This window comes from Microbacterium sp. BLY, assembly GCF_017939615.1.
Taxonomy (GTDB): Bacteria; Actinomycetota; Actinomycetes; order Actinomycetales; family Microbacteriaceae; genus Microbacterium.
This window is the reverse complement of sequence record NZ_JAGKSR010000001.1, coordinates 2,620,067-2,639,339: the sequence shown is the minus strand read 5'-3', so window position 1 is coordinate 2,639,339 and position 19,273 is coordinate 2,620,067. Positions and strand designations below refer to the sequence as shown.

The following is a 19,273-nucleotide window of genomic DNA, read 5'->3' as shown; positions in this document are numbered from 1 at the left end:
GAGCGTATGACCTCTCCTCGCATCGGCGTGATCTGGAACCCGACGAAGTCCGACCGGGACGTCCTCGAGGAGGCCGTGACCCTCGCCTTCGGTGAGGAAGCCGATGTGCGCTGGGGGGAGACCACTCCGGATGACCCCGGTCGGGGAGTCGCGGCGAAGGTCGTGGAGGAGGGCTGCGCCCTCGTGATCGCCGTCGGCGGCGACGGCACGATCCGCGCTGTCGCCGAAGCTCTGGTCGGCACCGATGTCGCCCTCGGGATCGTGCCGCAGGGCACCGGCAACCTGCTCGCGCGCAACCTCGGTGTGCCGCTCGAGGGCGTGCTCCCGGCACTCGAGCACATCCGCGACTCCGAGCCCCACCGCATCGATCTCGGCTGGGTGGAGTTCGACGGCGAGGAGCATGCCTTTTCGGTCATGGTCGGCTTCGGGGTCGACGCGCAGATGCTCGTGGAGACCAACGACGACCTCAAGGACCGGGCCGGCTGGCTCGCCTACGTGGAGGCGATGGGGCGGGCGCTGGCCGGTACCGAGATGACGGACATCACGCTGCAGCTCGACGACCACGAGCCGGAGGAGGTCCGCGGGCACACGCTGCTCGTCGGCAACTGCGGCATGCTCCAGGGCGGCATCCGGCTGTTGCCGGACGCGGTCCTCGACGACGGCCTCCTCGACATGCTGCTCATCAGCTCCGACGGCGCGCTGCAGTGGCTCGACACCGTCCGTTCGGTGGTCTGGGACAACGGCATCCGCCGCATGATCGGCAACGTCGATCAGGCGGTGAGCACGGACTCCACCACGCACGTCTCCGCCGAGCGCATCGCGGTGCGCCTGTCCGCGCCGCAGATGTTCGAGATCGACGGCGAGGAGATCGGCGAGATCGAGGCCTTCACCGTGCGGGTGCAGCCGGGCGCCGTCCTCGTCCGCTGATCAGGCGACGGTCACCGCGGGCGGCGTCCTCTTCCGGTCCTGATTCGGGAAGACGACCTTCTGCACGATGATGATGATGCTCGCGGCGACGGGGATGGCCACCAGCGCACCGAGGATCCCGCCGAGCGCGCCGCCGGCCACCGCGGCGATGACGACGAGCGCGCCGGGCACGGCCACGGCCTTGTTCATGATGCGGGGCGAGAGCACATAGGCCTCGATCTGCATGTAGACGAGGTAGTAGATGATCGCGATCAGCGCCGTCGTCGGCGACTCGAACAGGCAGATGAGCGAGATCAGGATGGACGCGGAGAGCGTGCCCACGAGTGGGATCATCGAGCCGATGAACGCGAGCAGCGCGAGGAGTGCCGGCACCGGTGCGCCGATGAGGCTGAGGAAGATGAGGCTGAGGATGCCGTTCGTGAGCGCCAGGCTCGCCTGCCCGATCACATAGCGGCCGACGGCGCTCGAGACGTCCTCCAGCAGCTCGCTGAACGTGTCCCGCTGGTAGGCCGGGACGAAACGGGCCGCGACGCGCTTCATGCTCCGCAGGGACGCCATGAAGTAGAGCGTGAGGATGACCACGATCGTGACGCCCGTGAGCCCGCCGGCGATTCCCGCTCCGACCGCGAAGACACCGCCGCCGATGTCGAGGAAGTTGTCCGGGTTCTGCACGAAGCCGAGGACGCCGTCGACCGCGTCCTGGATGGTCCCACCGAACTGTCCACTGACGTCCTGAAACCACGCGCTCTTCGTGAAGTCCTCGATCATCTTCGGGCCATCCTTGATGAGGTTCCCGATCTGCTCGACGAGTGTGGGCACGATGGCGAGGATGATCCCGGCGAAGGCGAGGAGCACGCCGATGACGACGACGGCGACAGCGGCCGGGCGGGGGAGCTTGCGCTCGATGAACCGGACGATCGGGTCGAGACCGAGTGCGAGGAACAGAGCCACCCCGATGTAGACGAGGACGGTGGCGAGCTGCCCGACGATGCCGCCGATCATGAGGGCCACGAGCACCCCGAGGGCGCCGAGGAGCCCGAACATGAACGGGTTGGCCCTGGCTCCGGCGACCACGCTCGACGGCGACCGCCGTTGTGCGGAGACGCTGGGCGCCTGTTCCGGCGGTGCGATCAATCTCCTGCGACGCATGGTCCCCTCCCTCTGCCGGTTCCCGACACTCGATCTTCCTCCACGGCGCCCCGCGCATCCTTCAGCGACACCCGGACGACGGCCCGGGTGCACGGTGGCGGGATCTCAGCGGCTGTTGTCCTTGCCGGCATGGCCGGCGCTGTCACCCTTGCCGTTGTTGCCGTCGCGCCCGGGACTCTTTCCCTGGTTCGTCGATGCTGCAGAGGCGGCGTTCTCGGACGGTGACGACACGGCGGGCGTGTCATCGTCGACGGGCGTCGCGTTCGTCTGTGACGAGGCGGGGGAGATCGGCGGGGTCGTGACCTCGTCGGCCGCGACGGCATCCTGCGGAGCCTCGACCGGGGCGACGGCGTCCACGGACCGCGTGAAGCCGTCGGTCACGGCGCCCGAGCTGGCGGCGGCCTGCTCGCCGTGTCCGACGAACGCGGCGGAGGCCGTGGTCACGGCGCCCAGGACGAGGACCGCCGCGATGAGGAGGGATTCGCGCCGACGCCGGGCGCGTCGCACGGGCGGCGTCGGAGGTGCGCTGACGGCGCGGTGGCGAGCACGCGCCTCGGCGCGGGTCCGGGGGAGAGGCGTGTCTGCGGTTCCGAGCGCAAGAGCCTCCGTGGGCCGCTCCGACGGTGGCGTCGCCGGGACGGCCACGTCGACCAGGTGACGGAGGGCGTTCTCGACCTCCATCGCGTGCGGGCGGGCCTCCGGGGCGATGCTCGTCATGGCGGTGAGGAGCGCGACCCACTCCGCTCCTAGACCCTCCGGGATCTCCGGAGCCAGATGGAGGCGGGCCAGCGCGGACTCCACGCTCACCGTCGGCGCGAAGCCGGGTATGCCGGTGAGCGCCTCCAGGAGGACGAGGCCGAGAGCGTAGATGTCCACCGCGGGCCGGATGTCACCGTTGCGCAGCTGCTCGGGTGCCATGTAGGTCAGCGTGCCGAGCACGATGCCGGGCGTGGTGACGCGGGTGGTGTCGATGGCGCAGGCGATGCCGAAGTCGGCCAGCTTCGCACTCCACCGGCCGGTGTTGTCGGCGGGCGGCGTGAGGAGCACGTTGGACGGCTTGATGTCGCGGTGCACGATCCCGGCGGAGTGCACGGCATGGAGGGCGGAGGCGAGATCCGCGCCGACCGCGGCGACCTCCTGCGGTGTCATGGTCGCGCGGGCCATCCGGGCGCTCAGGGTCGGCCCCGGAACGAACTCCATGACGAGGTACCTCGTCCGGCCCGGCTCGAGGTGCGCATCGAGGAGGGTGACCAGTCCCGGGTGGTTCAGTCCGGCGAGCAGCGTCTTCTCGGAGTGGACGCGATCCGCCGACGCGACGGCGTCGTCGGAGTCGCGGAACACCTTCACGGCGACGGTGCGTTCGAGAGCGATGTCCTCCGCGCGGTAGACGGTCGCCATTCCGCCCATGCCGACGGCTTCCGCGAGACGATAGCGACCGTCGAGAAGTGCGGCGGTCGACGGCGCTTCCTGCGTGGACATCGGGCCTCCTGCTCGCGGGATCGGGCATCCCGACGATGAGTTCACCGTATCGGCGCGGCGCGGGGTCGACATCGGGCTTGACGTGGCCGCCTGCACCTGCAAGGGCCCGGCTCGTCGGACTGGGAGACTGGGACGATGGCAGGTCTTCATCACGTGGAAATCTGGGTCTCCGAGCTGGGGTTGGCGCGCCGCGAGTGGGGCTGGCTGCTCGACGCAGTCGGGTTCACGCGGACGAGCGTCTGGGGAGACGGAGAATCCTGGGCCGCCGGAGGCGCGTATCTCACCCTCACCACGTCGCCGAACCTGAGCGGTATCGGGCATGACCGCCGTGCGCCGGGCGTGAACCACCTCGCCTTCGCTGCGGGCGCGCAGGATCGTGTGGACGCGATCATGGCGGCGGCACCGGAACACGGATGGCGGCCGCTCTACGCGGACCGCTACCCGCACGCCGGCGGTCCCGCGCACTACGCGGGGTGGCTGGAGAACTCCGCCGGCTTCAAGGCGGAGGTCGTCGCCGACCTCCCCTGATTCTCTCGCCGGCACGGCGAAGGCCCGCTCTCGCTTCACGCGAGAGCGGGCCTGAGGCGGATCCACCGGAGCGCCGGCGACCGTGCGCCGATCAGACGCCGAAGTACAGCTCGTACTCGAACGGGTGCGGACGCTGGGCGATCGGGAGGATCTCGTTCTCGTACTTGTAGGAGATCCAGGTCTCGATGAGCTCCTCGGTGAACACGCCGCCCTCGAGGAGGAACTGGTGGTCGGCGCGGAGTGCCTCGAGCGAGTCCAGCAGGGAGTTCGGCACCTGCGGGATGTTCTTGGCCTCCTCGGGCGGCAGCTCGTAGAGGTCCTTGTCGACCGGCTCGTGCGGCTCGATGCGGTTCTTGATCCCGTCGAGGCCGGCCATGAGCTGCGCGGCGAAGGCCAGGTACGGGTTGCCCGAGGCGTCGGGCGCACGGAACTCGATGCGCTTGGCCTTCGGGTTCGAACCGGTGATCGGGATGCGGATCGCGGCGGAACGGTTGCCGGCGGAGTAGACGAGGTTCACGGGAGCCTCGAAGCCCTTTACCAGGCGGTGGTAGCTGTTCAGCGTCGGGTTGGTGAACGCGAGCAGCGCCGGTGCGTGCGCCAGGATGCCGCCGATGTACCACCGCGCGATGTCGCTGAGCTGACCGTAGCCGGCCTCGTCATAGAACAGCGGCTTGCCGTCGTTCCACAGCGACTGGTGGGTGTGCATGCCCGAGCCGTTGTCGCCGTAGAGCGGCTTCGGCATGAAGGTGGCGACCTTGCCCCACTCTTCGGCGGTGTTCTTGACGATGTACTTGAACTTCAGGATGTCGTCGGCCGCGTGCACCATGGTGTCGAAGCGGTAGTTGATCTCCTGCTGACCCGCGGTGCCCACCTCGTGGTGCGAGCGCTCGAGGATGAAGCCCGCATCGATGAGCTTGAGCGTGATGTCGTCGCGGAGGTCGGCCGTCTTGTCGACCGGGCTCACGGGGAAGTAGCCGCCCTTGTACGGGGTCTTGTTGCCGAGGTTGCCGCCCTCCTCCTCGCGGCCGGTGTTCCACGCGGCCTCCTCGGAGTCGACCTTGTAGAAGCTCTCGCCTGCCGTGACGGAGTAGCGCACGTCGTCGAAGATGTAGAACTCGGCCTCGGGGGCGAAGAACGCCGTGTCCGCGATCCCGGTGGAGGCGAGGTACTTCTCCGCCTTCTTCGCGACCTGACGCGGGTCCTTCGAGTAGATCTCGCCGGTACGCGGGTTGTAGATGTCGAAGATCATCACGAGGGTGCTCGCCTCGCGGAAGGGGTCGATGTACGCCGTCGTCACATCAGGGATGAGCTGCATGTCCGACTCGTGGATGCTGGCGAAGCCGCGGATGGACGAGCCGTCGAACAGCTGCCCGTCCGTGAAGAAGGCCTCGTCGACCGTCGCCGCAGGGATGTTGAAGTGCTGCTGCACACCAGGGAGATCGGTGAAACGGATGTCAAGGAACTTGACGTCGTTCTCCTTGATGTAGGCCAGTACCTCGGACGAATCTTTGAACATGTACGACTCCTGTGATGCGGATCGATGGCTTCGGGGCCACTTTGCACAGTACGGACGGGGGATTTCTCCACGGTATCCGCTTTGTTTCGTCCGTGTTACAGCGTGAGCAGGATCAGAGGCGTTCCTCAGGCTCGGTAGGCTGGAGGGGTGACGGATGCTGTGAACGCGTACCCCGGCGAGCGACTCGGATTCCCGGAGTTGGGGCCGGGCAGCATCGGCCGCCCGGGTCGCCGGATCGGCGCTCTCGCGATCGACTGGACGGCGGCGGTGATCCTCTCCGTCGCCTTCTTCCAGTACGACCCCTTCGCCACGCTGCTGATCTTCGGCGTCGTGCAGATCCTCTTCATCCCGACGGCCGGCGGCAGCCCCGGCCACCGCATCCTCGGGATGCGCGTGGTCCGCCTCGACGGTGCCTGGATCGGCCTGTGGCGACCGATCGTGCGCACGCTCCTCCTCATGATCGTGATCCCCGCCGTCGTGTGGGACCCCGATCAGCGCGGCCTGCACGACAAGGCCGTGGGGACCGTCCTCATCCGCGCCTGAGCCGAGGGCGCGGCGCTCAGTCGCGACCGCGGTTGCGGCGACGAGCCTCCCGGGGCGCGCGACCGCCCAGGAACGAGCGGGCGGGGTCGACGATGTACCCGCGGCGCAGCGCCTCGCGTCCGATCAGCATCCGGAAGCCCATCTCGTCACGATTGCTCAGCGTCACCTCCGCGAGCACCTCTCGGTCGACGAGGCGGATCATCAGCTGCACCACGAGGCGCTCCTGCGCGTGCCCCGAGGAGCTCCGCACCTCACGGCGGTCGTGGATCGGGGACTCGACGACGACGGCGTCCTCCTGGCTGTCCTGCCACGGCTTCACCCGGAACCGCACCCATGCCTCGTCGTCCTGCACGAACTCCTCGATGTCGAACGCATGCAGGGACGAGGTGCGCGCGCCGGTGTCGATCTTCGCCTTGATCCAGTCGACTCCGAGATCGGGCAGGCTCACCCACTCGCGCCACCCCGTAAGGGTGTTTGAATGGGTAGACCTACTCACCTGATACATCCTGGCAGGAAAATCCCCCGTGAAGATCGCAGTGCTGTCCCGTGCGCCGCAGGCGTACTCCACCCAACGCCTCCGCGCGGCCGCACTGCAGCGGGGGCACAACGTGAAGGTGCTGAACACCCTCCGTTTCGCGATCGACCTGACCTCCGATGAGCCGGATCTGCACTACCGCGGCCGTCAGCTCAGCGACTACGACGCGATCCTGCCGCGGATCGGGAACTCGATCACGTACTTCGGCACCGCCGTCGTCCGGCAGTTCGAGCAGATGGATGTGTACACGCCCAACACCGCGAACGGCATCTCCAGTGCGCGGGACAAGCTGCGGGCGAACCAGATCCTCTCCCGCCACAACATCGCGATGCCGCCGACCGCGTTCGTGCGCAATCGTGCGGACGTGCGTCCCGCGATCGAGCGGGTCGGCGGGGCTCCCGTGGTCATCAAGCTGCTTGAGGGCACTCAGGGCATCGGCGTCATCCTCGCGCCGCAGGTGAAGGTGGCCGAGGCGATCATCGAGACCCTCCACTCGACCAAGCAGAACGTGCTCATCCAGAAGTTCATCGCCGAGAGCCGCGGTCGCGACATCCGTGCGCTCGTCGTGGGGGATCGCGTCGTTGCTGCGATGCGTCGCTCCGCGGCCGGCGACGAGTTCCGCTCCAATGTGCACCGGGGCGGCTCGGTCGAGGCGATCGAGCTCGACCCGATCTACGAGAGGGCGGCCGTGCGGTCGGCGCAGATCATGGGTCTGCGCGTGGCCGGCGTGGACATGCTCGAGGGCGACGAGGGACCCCTCGTCATGGAGGTGAACTCCTCACCGGGGCTGCAGGGTATCGAGACGGCGACGAAGCTCGACGTCGCCGGTGCCATCATCGACTACATCGCCGGTCAGGTCGCGTTCCCGGAGATCGACGTGCGGCAGCGCCTCACCGTGTCCACCGGCTACGGCGTCGCGGAGCTCATGGTCCACGGTGCGGCGGACCTCGTCGGCAAGACGCTGGGGGAGGCCGGACTCTGGGAGCGTGACATCACCGTGTTGACGCTGCACCGCGGCGTGAGCGTGATCCCGAATCCTCGCAAGCACGTGGTCCTGGAGCCGGACGACCGCCTGTTCTGCTTCGGGAAGCTCGATGAGATGCGCTCGATGATCCCCGAGCGTCGTCGGCGCCGGGCGAAGGTGCGCCGCCTCCCGCGTCAGCCTCTCTCGGAATGAGAGAAGCGCGGCCCTCCCGGTGAGGACGGCCGCGCTTCGCGGTTCGAGTCATGATCAGCGCGGACGCTGCGCGCGCACCTTCGTCGGGTCGATGCCCTTCGGGATCGGCAGCGACGACAGCGACTGCGAGACGGAGTCGATGCGACGGATCACCGCGGCCATGGTCGCCTTGTCGATGGCCTTCGGCAGCTTCTTGATGGTCTTCGCGAGGTCGGCGATCGGCACCTCGTCCTCCCCGTGTCCGACGTAGAGCACGGTCACGGGCACGCCGTGGGCGACGCGCTGGGCCCGGCTGCGCTCCTCGTTGACGAGGCGCGTGAGACGCCCGCGAGCGCCCTCGCCGACGACCACGATGCCGCCGCGGCCGACCGTGCGGTAGACCGCCTCCTGCGTCTTGGGGTTGATGCCGACGGGCGTGTCCGATGCCTGCCAGCGACGCCCGAGGCTGGTGCTGAGCACGTGGCCGGTGGCGCCGGGCATCCCGTCGATCTTCGTGTACATCGCCGAGGTCGACAGGCGGGTCATGAGGAACAGCGCGCCGAGGACACCGAGCATGAGACCGGTGATGGCCCAGAGCACGAGCGTCCAGACCTGGAACGGCGGGATCAGGTAGCCGGCCACCAGGCCGAGCAGGATGCCGCCGACGAGGATCGCGAGCTGCGCCCACGGAAGCCACGGGTAGGCCTCGCGCGTGAACCGGAAGAGGGACTTGATCTGGGAGAAGAACCCAGGACGCTTCTCGGGTTCGGGAGCACGCTTTGCCATGGAGACCAGCCTACCGAGTCCTCAGGCCTCACGATGCCGTCGTTCGCGCGAAGCGGAGCGACGGCAGGGTCTTTCCTCCACATTCGCTCGTCGAGGGAGGATCGTTCCCCCGACGGGCGAATGTGGCGCATCGCCCGTTCGCGATCGGCTGTGATGGTCGGCATGGCAGACGAATCAGAGCACGTGACCGCCGAGCCGACGGTCCTGACACAGGCGCATCGCACGATCCGTGTGCTCGACGCCGCGGAAGAACCGTTCTCCGGCACGCTCGTGACGACCCCGGACGGGCCGGCTGTCCGGCAGGCGGCGGAGCACTTCGCCACGTGGGGCGGCTGGAGGTACGCCGGGGCGCAGCACGTCGCCGCACCCCTCGACGTCATCCGGCGGGCACGCGGGCATGACGTGCTCCTCCCGTGGTGCACCCGGCGGCTCGACGTCGCCGTCGGCCGGCGGCTCGGCAGCCGTCCTGGGTTGTCGGCAGGAGAGGTCAGCACGGTCGTGGTCAGTCTGCTGCGAGGACTCGCGGAGCTGGGGCCCGCGGAATCCGTCGCGGCGTCGGGCACGTGGTGGCTCACCGAGGGAGGTCGTCCCGTCTTCGTCCTGGGGTCGGGGAAGGAAGCGGCCGTCGGTGCGCAGGAGATCGTGGATCGACTGCAACGGGAATGCGCCGACAAGACCCTCGCACGCGCGCTCGAGCGGATCGGCGAGCGTCTGCGCGCCGCAGTCGGGCAACGCCGCGTACCGCGGCGCCTGCTCGATGAGGGCGAGCGCGAGCTGCTGGAGATCGCGGCGCCTCGTCCGCTGGAGACGGACGAGGTCGAGACCGCACCGGTGGCCCCGGCCGCCGGCGTCGTCGGCGCTCTCCGGCAGCGGGACCGCGGGGAGTCCGTTGCGCGCCCCCTGCGGCGAGGGCGCCGGGATCACCGGCAGCGGCCTGCGCGGGGTGTCCGGGCGTGGGCGCTGACGGTCGCGACGGTTCTGGGGGACCAGCGTGACCGGCTGCGGGCGCGGGCGCCGTTCGCCGACGACCGGCGGGGGACCGGAACGCGGCGACGGAGAGTGCGCACGCGGTCCCGTGCGCCGAGGGCCCGGCTCCTCGTGCTCGCCGGGGTCTGTGCCGCAGCGGTGCTCGGGGTGGGATTGCTGTGGCCGTCCGGAGGGGAGGACTCGGCGGTCGGCTCCCCGCAGGGAACGGTGACCGCGTCGAGCACTCCCCGGCCGGAGGAGCGTGCGTCGGGCCCTGGGCTCGGCGACGCGGGTCCGTCGCCGACGTCGCTGCCGTCCGCCTCGGCGACGCCCTCAGCGGGGGATGACCCGGTTCCTGCCGCGGCGGCCCTGCGGGCGCAGGTCACGGCCTGCGCGGAGGAGGGTGACGTGGTGTGCGCGGGGGCGGTGGTGCCCGGATCCGGGGGCGTCGTGGAGATCATGGCCGCCGCGGGGAGGGAGGGGGACGCGGTGCTCGTGGACCGCTACGGCGACATCGCGGTCCTCGAGTTCCCCGCGGTGGATGGTGGTGCGGAGGGCGGGCCGGGCACGATCGTCGTGCTCATGCGCCAGGCAGAGAAATGGCTGGTCCGCGACGCGTATCGCGTCGCGGACCAGCCGAGATGAGCCGCGGGTCAGGCGCCGAGTTGACCGCTGAACTGCGCGGCCTCGAGGCGGGCCTTGACCGCTCCGAGGAAGCGCGCGGCATCCGCGCCGTCGATGATGCGGTGGTCGTAAGACAGAGCGAGGTAGACGTACGAGCGCACGGCGATCGCGTCCGTGCCGCCGACCTTGACCAGACCGGGACGCTTGACGACGGTTCCCGTGCCGAGGATCGCGGACTGCGGGAGGAACACGACAGGCGTGTCGAACAGCGCGCCACGCGAACCGGTGTTGGTCAGCGTGAACGTGCCGCCCGCCAGCTCGTCGGGCTTCAGCTTGTTGTCGCGGGTGCGCGCGGCGAGGTCGGCGATCTCGTGGGCGATCTGGGCGATGTTCTTCGAAGCCGCATCGCGGAGCACCGGCGTGAGCAGGCCACGCTCGGTGTCGACGGCGATCGAGACGTTCTCCGAAGCCGGGTAGACGATCTGCTCGCCGTCGACGGTCGCGTTGATGATCGGGAAGGCCTGGAGGGCCTCCGCCGCCGCCAGCGCGAAGAACGGGAGGAACGACAGCTTGTCGCCGGTCTTCTCGAGGAACGAGGCCTTCACGCTGTCGCGGTACTCGGCGAGGGCGGTGACATCGACCTCGACCACCGTGGTGAGCTGAGCCGTCTGCTGCATCGACTCGACCGCGCGCTTGGCGAGGACCTTGCGCAGGCGCGACATCGGCTGGGTGGTCCCACGGAGCGGCGACACCTCGAGCGGAGCCGGTGCGGGGGCCGCGGCGGCAGCGGGTGCGGCGGTGGCGGACTCGGCCGCCTTGAGGACGTCCTCCTTGCGGATGCGGCCTCCCACTCCCGTGCCCTTGACGCTGGCGAGGTCGACACCCTGCTGCGCAGCCAGACGACGCACGAGCGGTGTCACGTACAGGTTGTCGCTCTCGGTCGGCAGCGACAGCTTGGGAGCCTCCGCCTGCGCGGGCGCCGCCGGAGCGGCGGGCGCGGCCGGGGCCTCAGCCTGCGGGGCCGGAGCGGCGGGAGCCGCCGGCGCCTCAGCCTGCGGAGCAGGAGCGGCCGGAGCCTCGGACTGCGGGGCCGGAGCGGACGGGGCCTCGGCCTGCGGAGCGGCGGGAGCCTCGGGCTGCGCTGCCGGAGCAGCACCGGAACCGACGCGCGCCAGCACGGCGCCGACCTCGACGGTCTCGTCCTCGCCGGCGACGATCTCCTGCAGCACGCCGGCGACCGGCGACGGGATCTCGGTGTCGACCTTGTCGGTGGAGATCTCCAGGAGAGCCTCGTCGACCTCGACGGAGTCGCCGACCTGCTTGAGCCAGCGAGTGACCGTCCCCTCGGTGACGCTCTCGCCGAGTTCGGGGAGCACGATGTCGGTGGCGTCGCCCGACGGAGCCGCCGGAGCGGCCTCAGCCGGAGCGGACTCAGCCGGAGCGGACTCGGCGGGGGCCTGCTGTGCGGCCGGCTCGGGGGCTGCGGCGGGCTCCGGGGCAGCGGGAGCGGCGGCCTCGGCGGGGGCGGCCTCGGCGGCCGCCGGAGCGTCGCCGGCGGGGGCCGCTCCGCTGCCGTCGCCGATGCGGGCCAGCAGGGCTCCGACCTCGACGGTCTCGTCCTCGGCGACGAGGATCTCCTCGATGACGCCGGTGACCGGAGACGGGATCTCGGTGTCGACCTTGTCGGTCGAGATCTCGAGCAGGCCCTCGTCCGCCTGGACGGTGTCTCCCACCTGCTTGAGCCAGCGGGTGACCGTACCCTCTGTGACGCTCTCACCGAGAGCGGGGAGGACCACGGATGTGCTCATGACTGAGTCTCCTTCAGAAGTTGTATGACGCTTGTCTAGCTTAGTGACTCGGGCACCGGTTGGTGCTCAGAGGGCGTGCAGGGGCTTTCCGGCCAGTGCGAGGAAGGCTTCGCCGAGGGCCTCGCTCTGGGTCGGGTGGGCGTGGATGAGCGGCGCGATGTCCTCTGGATGGGCTTCCCACGCCACGGCGAGCTGCCCCTCGGTGATGAGCTCGCCCACACGGTCGCCGAGGAGATGCACGCCGAGGACGGGACCGTCCTTGAGGCGGACGACCTTGACGAGGCCGCCCGTGCCGATGATCTCGCTCTTGCCGTTCCCCGCAAGGTTGTACTCGTAGGAGTGGACGGCGTCGGCACCGTGCGCGGCGACCGCCGCCTCCTCCGTGAGGCCGACCGAGGCGACCTCGGGGCTGGAGTAGGTGACCTTCGGGATCTGGACGTCGGGAACGTTCACGGGGGAGAGGCCGGCGATGCGCTCGGCGACGGCGATGCCCTGCTGGAATCCGCGGTGGGCGAGCTGGAGGCCCGGGACGATGTCGCCGACCGCCCACACGCCAGGGACGCCGGTGCGGAGCTCGTCGTCCACTGTCACGAACCCACGGTCCAGGCGCACGCCGGCTTCCTCGAATCCCAGGTCGGCGGTGGCGGGGCCGCGGCCCACGGCGACGAGGAGGTAGTCCGCCGTGAACTCCTTGCCGTCCTCCAGGGTGACGGTCACGGACGAGTCGTCCTGCGTGGCGCTCTGGAAGCGCACGCCCAGGGAGTACTGGATGCCACGCCGTCGGAACGCGCGCTCCAGGCCCTTGCTCATCGCGATGTCCTCGTTCGGGACGAGATGCGGCAGTGCCTCCACGATGGTCACCTCGGCACCGAACGAGCGCCACACGCTCGCGAACTCGACGCCGATCACGCCGCCGCCCAGGATGAGCACGCGATCAGGGATGACGTCCAGGGCGAGGGCCTGCTCGCTGGTCAGGATCCGTCCGCCGATCTCCAGGCCCGGCAGCGAGCGGCTGTAGGAGCCGGTGGCGAGGATGACGTCCGTGCCCACGTAGACGTCGTCGCCGACGCTGACGCTCCGGTCTGCGTTCAACCGACCGAGACCGGAGACCGTCGTGATCCCGCGCGCCTTCACGAGTCCCTCGAGGCCCTTGTACTTCTTGGCGACGATTCCCTCGCGGTACGTCCGGACGCCCACGGGGTCGACGCCACCGAACGAGGCCGTGACGCCGACGGAGGAGGCATCGCGCACGTGGTCAGCCACCTCGGCGGCGTGCAGCAGCGCCTTCGTCGGGATGCACCCGCGGTGGAGGCATGTGCCGCCCACCTTGTCCTTCTCGATCAGTGCGACGGACTTGCCGAGCTCGCTCGCTCGCAGTGCCGCGGCGTAGCCGCCGCTGCCGCCGCCCAGGACGACGATGTCGAAGGTGTGGGTTGTCATGGGTGTCATGCCTCCGGGTGGGATGCTGCGTCGGCGAAGGCGATGATCGATCGGACCATCGCCCCCGTGGGGCCCTTCTCGGTGAAGCCGTAGGGAGCGCCGGCGTGTTCGCCGGATCCCGCGATGTCGAGGTGCACCCAGGGGATGCGCGGCGCGTCATCCGCGTCCGAGGTGCGGCCGACGAAGCGCCGCAGGAAGAGACCGGCGAACGACGCTCCGCCCATCCGGTCGCCCATGTTGGCGTTGATCATGTCGGCGATGGGGGAGTCCAGTGTCTCCTCCATGTACGCGGGCAGCGGCATGTGCCATGCCGGCTCGCCCGTTCGCGCCGCAGCGGCGAGGAACTCGGCGACCGTGTCGTCGTCGCCGAAGACGCCGGTGTGACGGTGGCCGAGCGCGGCGACGATCGCGCCGGTCAGCGTCGCGACGTCGATGATGACGTCGGGGTTCTCCCTGCTCGCGGCGACGAGTCCGTCGGCGAGGACCAGGCGTCCCTCCGCGTCGGTGTTCAGCACCTCCACGGTGGTGCCGTCGAGGATGCGGATGACGTCGCCCGGACGGAGTGCGCGACCGGACGGCATGTTGTCGGTGATGCAGAGCCAGGCGGTCACGTGCACGGGGAGGCCGAGTGCGGCGATCGCGCGGAGAGCGGCGAGCGACGTGGCGGCTCCCGCCATGTCGAACTTCATGCCCACCATCGAGGCCGCCGGCTTGAGCGAGAGACCGCCGGTGTCGAACGTGATCCCCTTGCCGACGAGCGCGATGTGACGCTGGGCCCCCGCGGGGGCGTAGTCGAGGCGGACCAGGCGGGGCGGGCGGTCCGAGCCCTGTCCGACGCCGAGGATGCCGCCGAAGCCCTGATCGGCGAGGGCCTTCTCGTCGAGGATCTCCACGGTGACGTCGAGGTCGGCGACGCTGTCGGCGGCGGTCTGGGCCAGCTGTTCCGGGCTCTGCCATTCGGCGGGCACGTTGACGAGGTCCTTGATGAGGGCGACGGCCTCGCCGGTGGCCTGCGCCCGGGCGATCGCGGCGTCGTCGAGTGCGGCATGGACGACGACCGCGGTGGCACGCTTCTTCTTACCGCTCTCCGCGCGGTAGTCGTCGAAGCGGTAGCCGCCCAGCACGGCGCCTTCGGCAGCGGCCACGGCGTGGGCCTCGAGGCCGCCGGCGAAGCCGAGCGCGACGCGGTCGAAGCCGGTCAGGGAGCGCAGCGCGACTCCCGCGGCGCTGCGGACGGCGGCGTCGTCGATCGTGGATCCCGCGCCGACGACGGCGAACGGGAGGGCGGTCACCTCCGGTGCGTACACGCGGGTGAACGACCCCGCAGCCCCCGTGAAGCCGATGCCCGCGAGGACATCCGCGAGGCCGGGATGAGCCGCCAGCGACTCGGCCGACTCGGAGAGATCGGGGACGACGAGCACTGCGGCATCGGCAGCGCTTCCGGGGAACTGATCGGTGGTGTGCGAGAGCACGGGAAGCGTCATGCCCTCCATCCTAGGATCTCCGCCCCGGCGGGACCGCCCGGCCGGACGGGGTGTGTTCGCTCTCAGCGAGACGGGTCAGAGCCCGGCTCCGGGCGCGGCTCGTAGCATGGAGACATGCCCTTCTCCGGAGAGATCCACGAACGTGTCGCGAATGCACCCACGGTGCCGCACGGCCTGCCCCTCGTGATGCTGCTCACCGGTTTCACCGACGCCGGCAGCGCGGTGTCCGGGCTCATCGATCACCTGCGGGAGACGACGTCCCCGCAGCCGCTGGCCGTCTTCGACAACGACCTGCTCCTCGACTACCGGGCGCGCCGCCCGGTCATCTCCTTCGACCAGGACCACCTCGCCGAGTTCCGCCCGCCGCGCCTGGAGCTCTCGCTCGCCACTGACGCACTCGGGCGCCCGTTCCTGCTCCTCACGGGGTACGAACCGGACTTCGCCTGGAACGCGTTCGCGGAGACGGTGCTGGATCTCGCCGCCGAGTTCGAGGCGTCCGGACTCCACTGGGTGCACTCGATTGCGATGCCGGTGCCGCACACCCGTCCGATCGGGACGACCGTGAGCGGGAACCGGCGGGATCTCATCGTGTCGCACTCCGTGTGGCGGCCCCGCACCCAGGTGCCCGCGACGGCCGGCCACCTCCTGGAGTACCGGTTCGCGGAGCGCGGCGAGCGCGTGGTCGGCTTCGTCCTGCTCGTGCCCCACTACCTCGCCGAGACCGAGAACCCGGAGGCGGTGAGCGCGGCGGCGGAGAAGCTCATGGCCTCGACGGGGCTCGTACTCATGCTCGATGCCGTGCAGGAGCGCCGGGCCGACTACATCGCCCGCGTCGACGAGCAGGTCGCGGCCAACGACGAGCTGCAGCAGATGGTGCACAACCTGGAGCGTCGGTACGACGCCTACATGGCCGGTCGCGACCCGGAGGACGACTCCTACGACGAGGGCGGCTTCAACGAACGGGACCTTCCCAGCGCGGACGAACTCGCGGCCGAGTTGGAGCGTTACCTCGCCTCGCGGCCGTCGGGGGACGACGACAAGCCGGGTCGCGGCTGAGCGATTCGTCCGCGATCGCGGACGAATGCGCCTTCATCGCCATACGTGTGCGAGACTAGGAGTCCGACCCGTTGTCAATCGGTGTTTTCGAGCACCGGACTTGACAAGGGTCTTACTAGTGTCCGAAATGTCCCGGGGTCTCCCAGCGGCCCCGTGAAAGGCGAAACGTGACTCCTGCCACGACGAAGAACACGCGGACGAAGAAGGCCGATCAGATCACCGCGGATCCCGAGGTCGAGGACGTCGACGCGACTGAGGCGGCGCCCGCCCCCAAGCGCGCCGCGGCCAAGCGCGCCCCTGCGAAGAAGAAGAAGACCGAGGTCGTCGAAGAGGACGACGCGGCGGCGACCGACGGTGCCGAGGACTCCGCGGGTGACGACGAGGAGGAAGAGGCCAAGCCGGCCTTCACCGAGCCTCTGCCCACGGGGGCGATCGTCATCTCCTCCAAGGACGACGAGGAGGTGCCGGTCTACTCGACCCAGATCACCGGCGCCACGGCCGACCCGGTCAAGGACTACCTGAAGCAGATCGGAAAGGTCGCGCTGCTGAACGCGGCCGAAGAGGTCGAGCTCGCGATGCGCATCGAGGCGGGACTGTTCGCCGAGGAGAAGCTCTCCGCGATGTCGCCGGCCGAGAAGACGAGCCAGCTCGGGCTCGACCTGCAGTGGGTCGCCCGGGACGGTCAGCGCGCGAAGAGCCACCTCCTCGGCGCCAACCTCCGACTGGTGGTCTCGCTGGCCAAGCGCTACACCGGCCGCGGCATGCAGTTCCTCGACCTCATCCAGGAGGGCAACCTGGGCCTCATCCGTGCGGTCGAGAAGTTCGACTACACCAAGGGCTTCAAGTTCTCGACCTACGCCACGTGGTGGATCCGGCAGGCGATCACGCGTGCCATGGCCGACCAGGCCCGGACGATCCGCATCCCGGTGCACATGGTCGAGGTCATCAACAAGCTCGCCCGCGTCCAGCGGCAGATGCTGCAGGACCTGGGCCGCGAGCCCACCCCGGAAGAGCTCAGCCGCGAACTCGACATGACGCCGGAGAAGGTCGTCGAGGTGCAGAAGTACGGTCGTGAGCCGATCTCCCTGCACACGCCGCTCGGCGAGGACGGCGACAGCGAGTTCGGTGACCTCATCGAGGACACCGAGGCCGTGGTCCCTGCCGATGCCGTGGGCTTCACGATGCTGCAGCGTCAGCTCGAACAGCTCCTCGATTCGCTCTCGGAGCGCGAGGCCGGCGTGATCCGCATGCGCTTCGGTCTCGGCGACGGGCAGCCGAAGACGCTCGACCAGATCGGCGACACGTTCGGCGTGACGCGTGAGCGCATCCGTCAGATCGAGTCCAAGACGATGGCGAAGCTGCGCCACCCGAGCCGCTCGCAGTCGCTGCGGGACTACCTCGAGTGATGCAGGCGAACGAGGGCAAGGCGCTCGAGACGAGCGTCGACGGAAAGAGCTACGCGCGGATTCCGCTGCGCACCCGTGTCGTGATGCCGGACGACGATCTCGACGCCATCATCACGGAGTATGCGAAGGACGCCGTGCAGCCGGGCGACCTGCTCTTCGTGACCGAGAAGATCGTCGCGATCACGCAGGGCCGGTCCTACCGCCTGGACGAGATCCAGCCGCGGAAGCTCGCGCTGTTCCTGTCGAAGTACGTCACTCGCACGCCGTACGGCATCGGTCTCGGCATGCCGGAGACGATGGAGATGGCGCTGCGCGAGTGCGGCACGCCCCGCATCCTCTTCGCGGCGGCCGTCGCGGCGGTCACGAAGGCCTTCGGGCGCAAGGGCGACTTCTACCGCATCGCGGGGGACAAGGCGCGCGCGATCGACGGACCGACGAAGCACACCATCCCTCCGTACAACGAGGCTGTGGTGCTCGGGCCGAAGGACCCGGACCGGGTCGCGGCGCACCTGAAGACGCTGATCGGCGGCCAGGCTGAGGTAGCGGTGGTCGACATCAACGACCTCGGCGGCAACATCCTCGGGTCGACGCTGGACAAGGCGGGCGAGCTGCGCCTGGTGAAGATCCTCGGGGACAACCCGCTCGGCCAGGGCCTCGAGTCCACGCCGCTCGGCATCGTCCGCGCCATCTGAGCGGTCGACCCACCCCCTAACGACCGAACCGGCCCCTTGCGTGCGAACGCAAGGGGCCGGTTCGTACGTAACGGGCCGGGTCGACGCTTCGACAGGCTCAGCGACCCACCCTGGGTCCCTGAGCTTGTCGAAGGGCGAGCTTGTCGAAGGGTCAGAAGCCGATGACCTCGCGGTACCGGGGCTTGTGCCCGGTGCGGATGCCGGTGACGCTGGGCTTGTTCTCGTAGACGCCCGCACCCCAGTTGCCCTCGACGAGCACGGGGCCGTCCGGGGTGACGACGACGTCCCACCCGACGTACTGCACCTGCGGCACGACGCGGGCGACCTGGTCGATGAACGTGCGCACCTCGTCCATGTAGGGCAGCTGGAAGTCGGCGATGCGGAACCCGGAGTCCGGGTGCGTCTCGTGGACGTGGCCGTGCGAGTCGTAGCCGGCCCCGACCGCGTGTCCGTTCTCGTCGAGCATCGTGTAGAAGCCGCCGAAGGTCATCTGGTCGCTCACCGCGCCGCGGCCGAACTTCTGCGCCATCGCGAGGATGTGCGCCTTCTCGCCGTCGAAGAACGCGGTGATGCGGGTGGTGTTCACGGTGCCGGGGCACACGGCGGCGAGGTCGTCGTGCTGACGGATGACCTCTTCGATCAGCAGCTCGCCCCGATCGAGCAGACCCCGGTGGAACTCGGTCCAGTCCGTGATGTCGGCGGCGTGGTAGCGGTGCACGCCGGTGCCGGCCTGGCCGACCGGTTCCTTCGTGACGATCGTTCCGAGGCGCTCGGTGAGGGCGCGGACCTCGTCGGCGTTCCCCTCCTCGACCACCATCCACTCGCGGTGCAGGTGTGCCGAGAACTTGCGGTTGAACTCGATCTTGTCCTGGAAGATCCAGCGGAAGTCGGGGTGGTCGTACTTCTGCGAGAGCTGGTTGGACACCGGGTGCGTCATGTACGTCTCGCGCTCCGCGCGGGTCAGCATCGCGAAGTCGTAGTCGATGTAGTCCTGGAAGCCGACGTTGTGACGGGCCGCCGACCAGAGCATGTCGGCGACGATCGTGGAGACGGGGCGGTCGTGCTGCGCCGAGGCCTCCTTGGCCCGGTCGAGAACCGAGCCGACGTCGATGCGGCGGGCGCGGCCGAGGAGGTAGCGGATGCGGGGCGCGAGAGAAAGACGAGACATGGAGCTCCGG

17 protein-coding genes are annotated in these 19,273 nt (G+C 69.6%); 8 read left to right on the top strand and 9 right to left on the bottom strand.

The features are described 5' to 3' along the window. The first annotated feature begins 6 nt into the window (after nt 1–6). Complete coding sequence (locus tag KAF39_RS12915) at nt 7–927, top strand: diacylglycerol kinase family protein (RefSeq protein ID WP_210677612.1); 921 nt, start codon at nt 7–9, stop codon at nt 925–927. Here KAF39_RS12915 and KAF39_RS12910 read toward each other — a convergent pair whose 3' ends face one another. Both KAF39_RS12910 and KAF39_RS12905 read right to left on the bottom strand, forming a co-directional pair. Continuing rightward, nucleotides 928–1,971, bottom strand: a complete 1,044-nt coding sequence (locus tag KAF39_RS12910) for an AI-2E family transporter (RefSeq protein WP_374093890.1) — start codon at nt 1,969–1,971, stop codon at nt 928–930. 210 nt (nt 1,972–2,181) lie between these two features. Then, on the bottom strand, nt 2,182–3,555 hold the full coding sequence (locus KAF39_RS12905; RefSeq protein ID WP_210677610.1) for a serine/threonine-protein kinase: 1,374 nt from the start codon (nt 3,553–3,555) through the stop codon (nt 2,182–2,184). 135 nt (nt 3,556–3,690) lie between these two features. Here KAF39_RS12905 and KAF39_RS12900 point away from each other — a divergent pair, with 135 nt between their 5' ends. Further along, nucleotides 3,691–4,083 carry a VOC family protein gene (locus KAF39_RS12900; RefSeq protein WP_210677609.1) on the top strand — a complete coding sequence of 131 codons (393 nt, stop codon included), beginning with the start codon at nt 3,691–3,693 and terminating at the stop codon, nt 4,081–4,083. 91 nt (nt 4,084–4,174) lie between these two features. On the opposite strand, the gene glnA is transcribed toward KAF39_RS12900, so the two are convergent. Then, nucleotides 4,175–5,599 (bottom strand): type I glutamate--ammonia ligase, encoded by a 1,425-nt coding sequence (gene glnA, locus KAF39_RS12895; protein WP_210677608.1) that lies wholly within the window; start codon nt 5,597–5,599, stop codon nt 4,175–4,177. A 147-nt stretch (nt 5,600–5,746) separates the two neighbouring features. On the opposite strand from glnA, the gene KAF39_RS12890 reads away from it, so the two are divergent. After that, nucleotides 5,747–6,142, top strand: a complete 396-nt coding sequence (locus KAF39_RS12890; RefSeq protein WP_307805211.1) for an RDD family protein — start codon at nt 5,747–5,749, stop codon at nt 6,140–6,142. 16 nt (nt 6,143–6,158) lie between these two features. Here the strand turns inward: KAF39_RS12890 and KAF39_RS12885 are convergent, their stop codons facing one another. Continuing rightward, nucleotides 6,159–6,647 (bottom strand): RimK/LysX family protein, encoded by a 489-nt coding sequence (locus tag KAF39_RS12885; RefSeq protein WP_210677607.1) that lies wholly within the window; start codon nt 6,645–6,647, stop codon nt 6,159–6,161. Between the two features lie 19 nt (nt 6,648–6,666). Here KAF39_RS12885 and KAF39_RS12880 point away from each other — a divergent pair, with 19 nt between their 5' ends. Further along, the gene (locus tag KAF39_RS12880; protein ID WP_210677606.1) at nt 6,667–7,854 is read left to right on the top strand and encodes a RimK family alpha-L-glutamate ligase; all 1,188 of its coding nucleotides are present in this window, start codon (nt 6,667–6,669) and stop codon (nt 7,852–7,854) included. Nucleotides 7,855–7,908: 54 nt separating this feature from the next. Here the strand turns inward: KAF39_RS12880 and KAF39_RS12875 are convergent, their stop codons facing one another. Then, nucleotides 7,909–8,619 (bottom strand): DUF4191 family protein, encoded by a 711-nt coding sequence (locus KAF39_RS12875; protein WP_210677605.1) that lies wholly within the window; start codon nt 8,617–8,619, stop codon nt 7,909–7,911. A gap of 162 nt (nt 8,620–8,781) precedes the next feature. Between KAF39_RS12875 and KAF39_RS12870 the strand changes: the two genes are divergently transcribed. Further along, nucleotides 8,782–10,230, top strand: coding sequence for a hypothetical protein (locus KAF39_RS12870; RefSeq protein ID WP_210677604.1), 1,449 nt, complete (start codon nt 8,782–8,784; stop codon nt 10,228–10,230). 8 nt (nt 10,231–10,238) lie between these two features. Here the strand turns inward: KAF39_RS12870 and sucB are convergent, their stop codons facing one another. The 3 genes from sucB to KAF39_RS12855 form a co-directional block, all read right to left on the bottom strand. Beyond that, nucleotides 10,239–12,017 (bottom strand): 2-oxoglutarate dehydrogenase, E2 component, dihydrolipoamide succinyltransferase, encoded by a 1,779-nt coding sequence (gene sucB, locus KAF39_RS12865; protein ID WP_210677603.1) that lies wholly within the window; start codon nt 12,015–12,017, stop codon nt 10,239–10,241. Nucleotides 12,018–12,083: 66 nt separating this feature from the next. Beyond that, nucleotides 12,084–13,457, bottom strand: coding sequence for a dihydrolipoyl dehydrogenase (gene lpdA, locus KAF39_RS12860; protein WP_210677602.1), 1,374 nt, complete (start codon nt 13,455–13,457; stop codon nt 12,084–12,086). 5 nt (nt 13,458–13,462) lie between these two features. Then, nucleotides 13,463–14,941: a leucyl aminopeptidase gene (locus tag KAF39_RS12855; protein WP_210677601.1), complete on the bottom strand. Its 1,479-nt coding sequence runs from the start codon at nt 14,939–14,941 to the stop codon at nt 13,463–13,465. A 114-nt stretch (nt 14,942–15,055) separates the two neighbouring features. Between KAF39_RS12855 and KAF39_RS12850 the strand changes: the two genes are divergently transcribed. The 3 genes from KAF39_RS12850 to KAF39_RS12840 all read left to right on the top strand — a co-directional run bounded on the left by KAF39_RS12850 (nt 15,056) and on the right by KAF39_RS12840 (nt 18,095). Beyond that, a complete protein-coding gene (locus KAF39_RS12850) occupies nt 15,056–15,997 on the top strand; it encodes a proteasome assembly chaperone family protein (RefSeq protein WP_210677600.1) in 942 nt (313 codons plus the stop codon). A 167-nt stretch (nt 15,998–16,164) separates the two neighbouring features. Next, entirely contained in the window at nt 16,165–17,403 is a 1,239-nt protein-coding gene (locus KAF39_RS12845) for an RNA polymerase sigma factor (RefSeq protein ID WP_210677599.1), read from the top strand. Continuing rightward, nucleotides 17,403–18,095, top strand: a complete 693-nt coding sequence (locus KAF39_RS12840) for a coenzyme F420-0:L-glutamate ligase (RefSeq protein ID WP_210677598.1) — start codon at nt 17,403–17,405, stop codon at nt 18,093–18,095. The genes KAF39_RS12845 and KAF39_RS12840 overlap by 1 nt, the downstream gene beginning before the upstream one ends. A 151-nt stretch (nt 18,096–18,246) precedes the next feature. On the opposite strand, the gene KAF39_RS12835 is transcribed toward KAF39_RS12840, so the two are convergent. Then, nucleotides 18,247–19,263 (bottom strand): sugar-transfer associated ATP-grasp domain-containing protein, encoded by a 1,017-nt coding sequence (locus tag KAF39_RS12835; RefSeq protein WP_210677597.1) that lies wholly within the window; start codon nt 19,261–19,263, stop codon nt 18,247–18,249. Nucleotides 19,264–19,273: the final 10 nt, after the last annotated feature.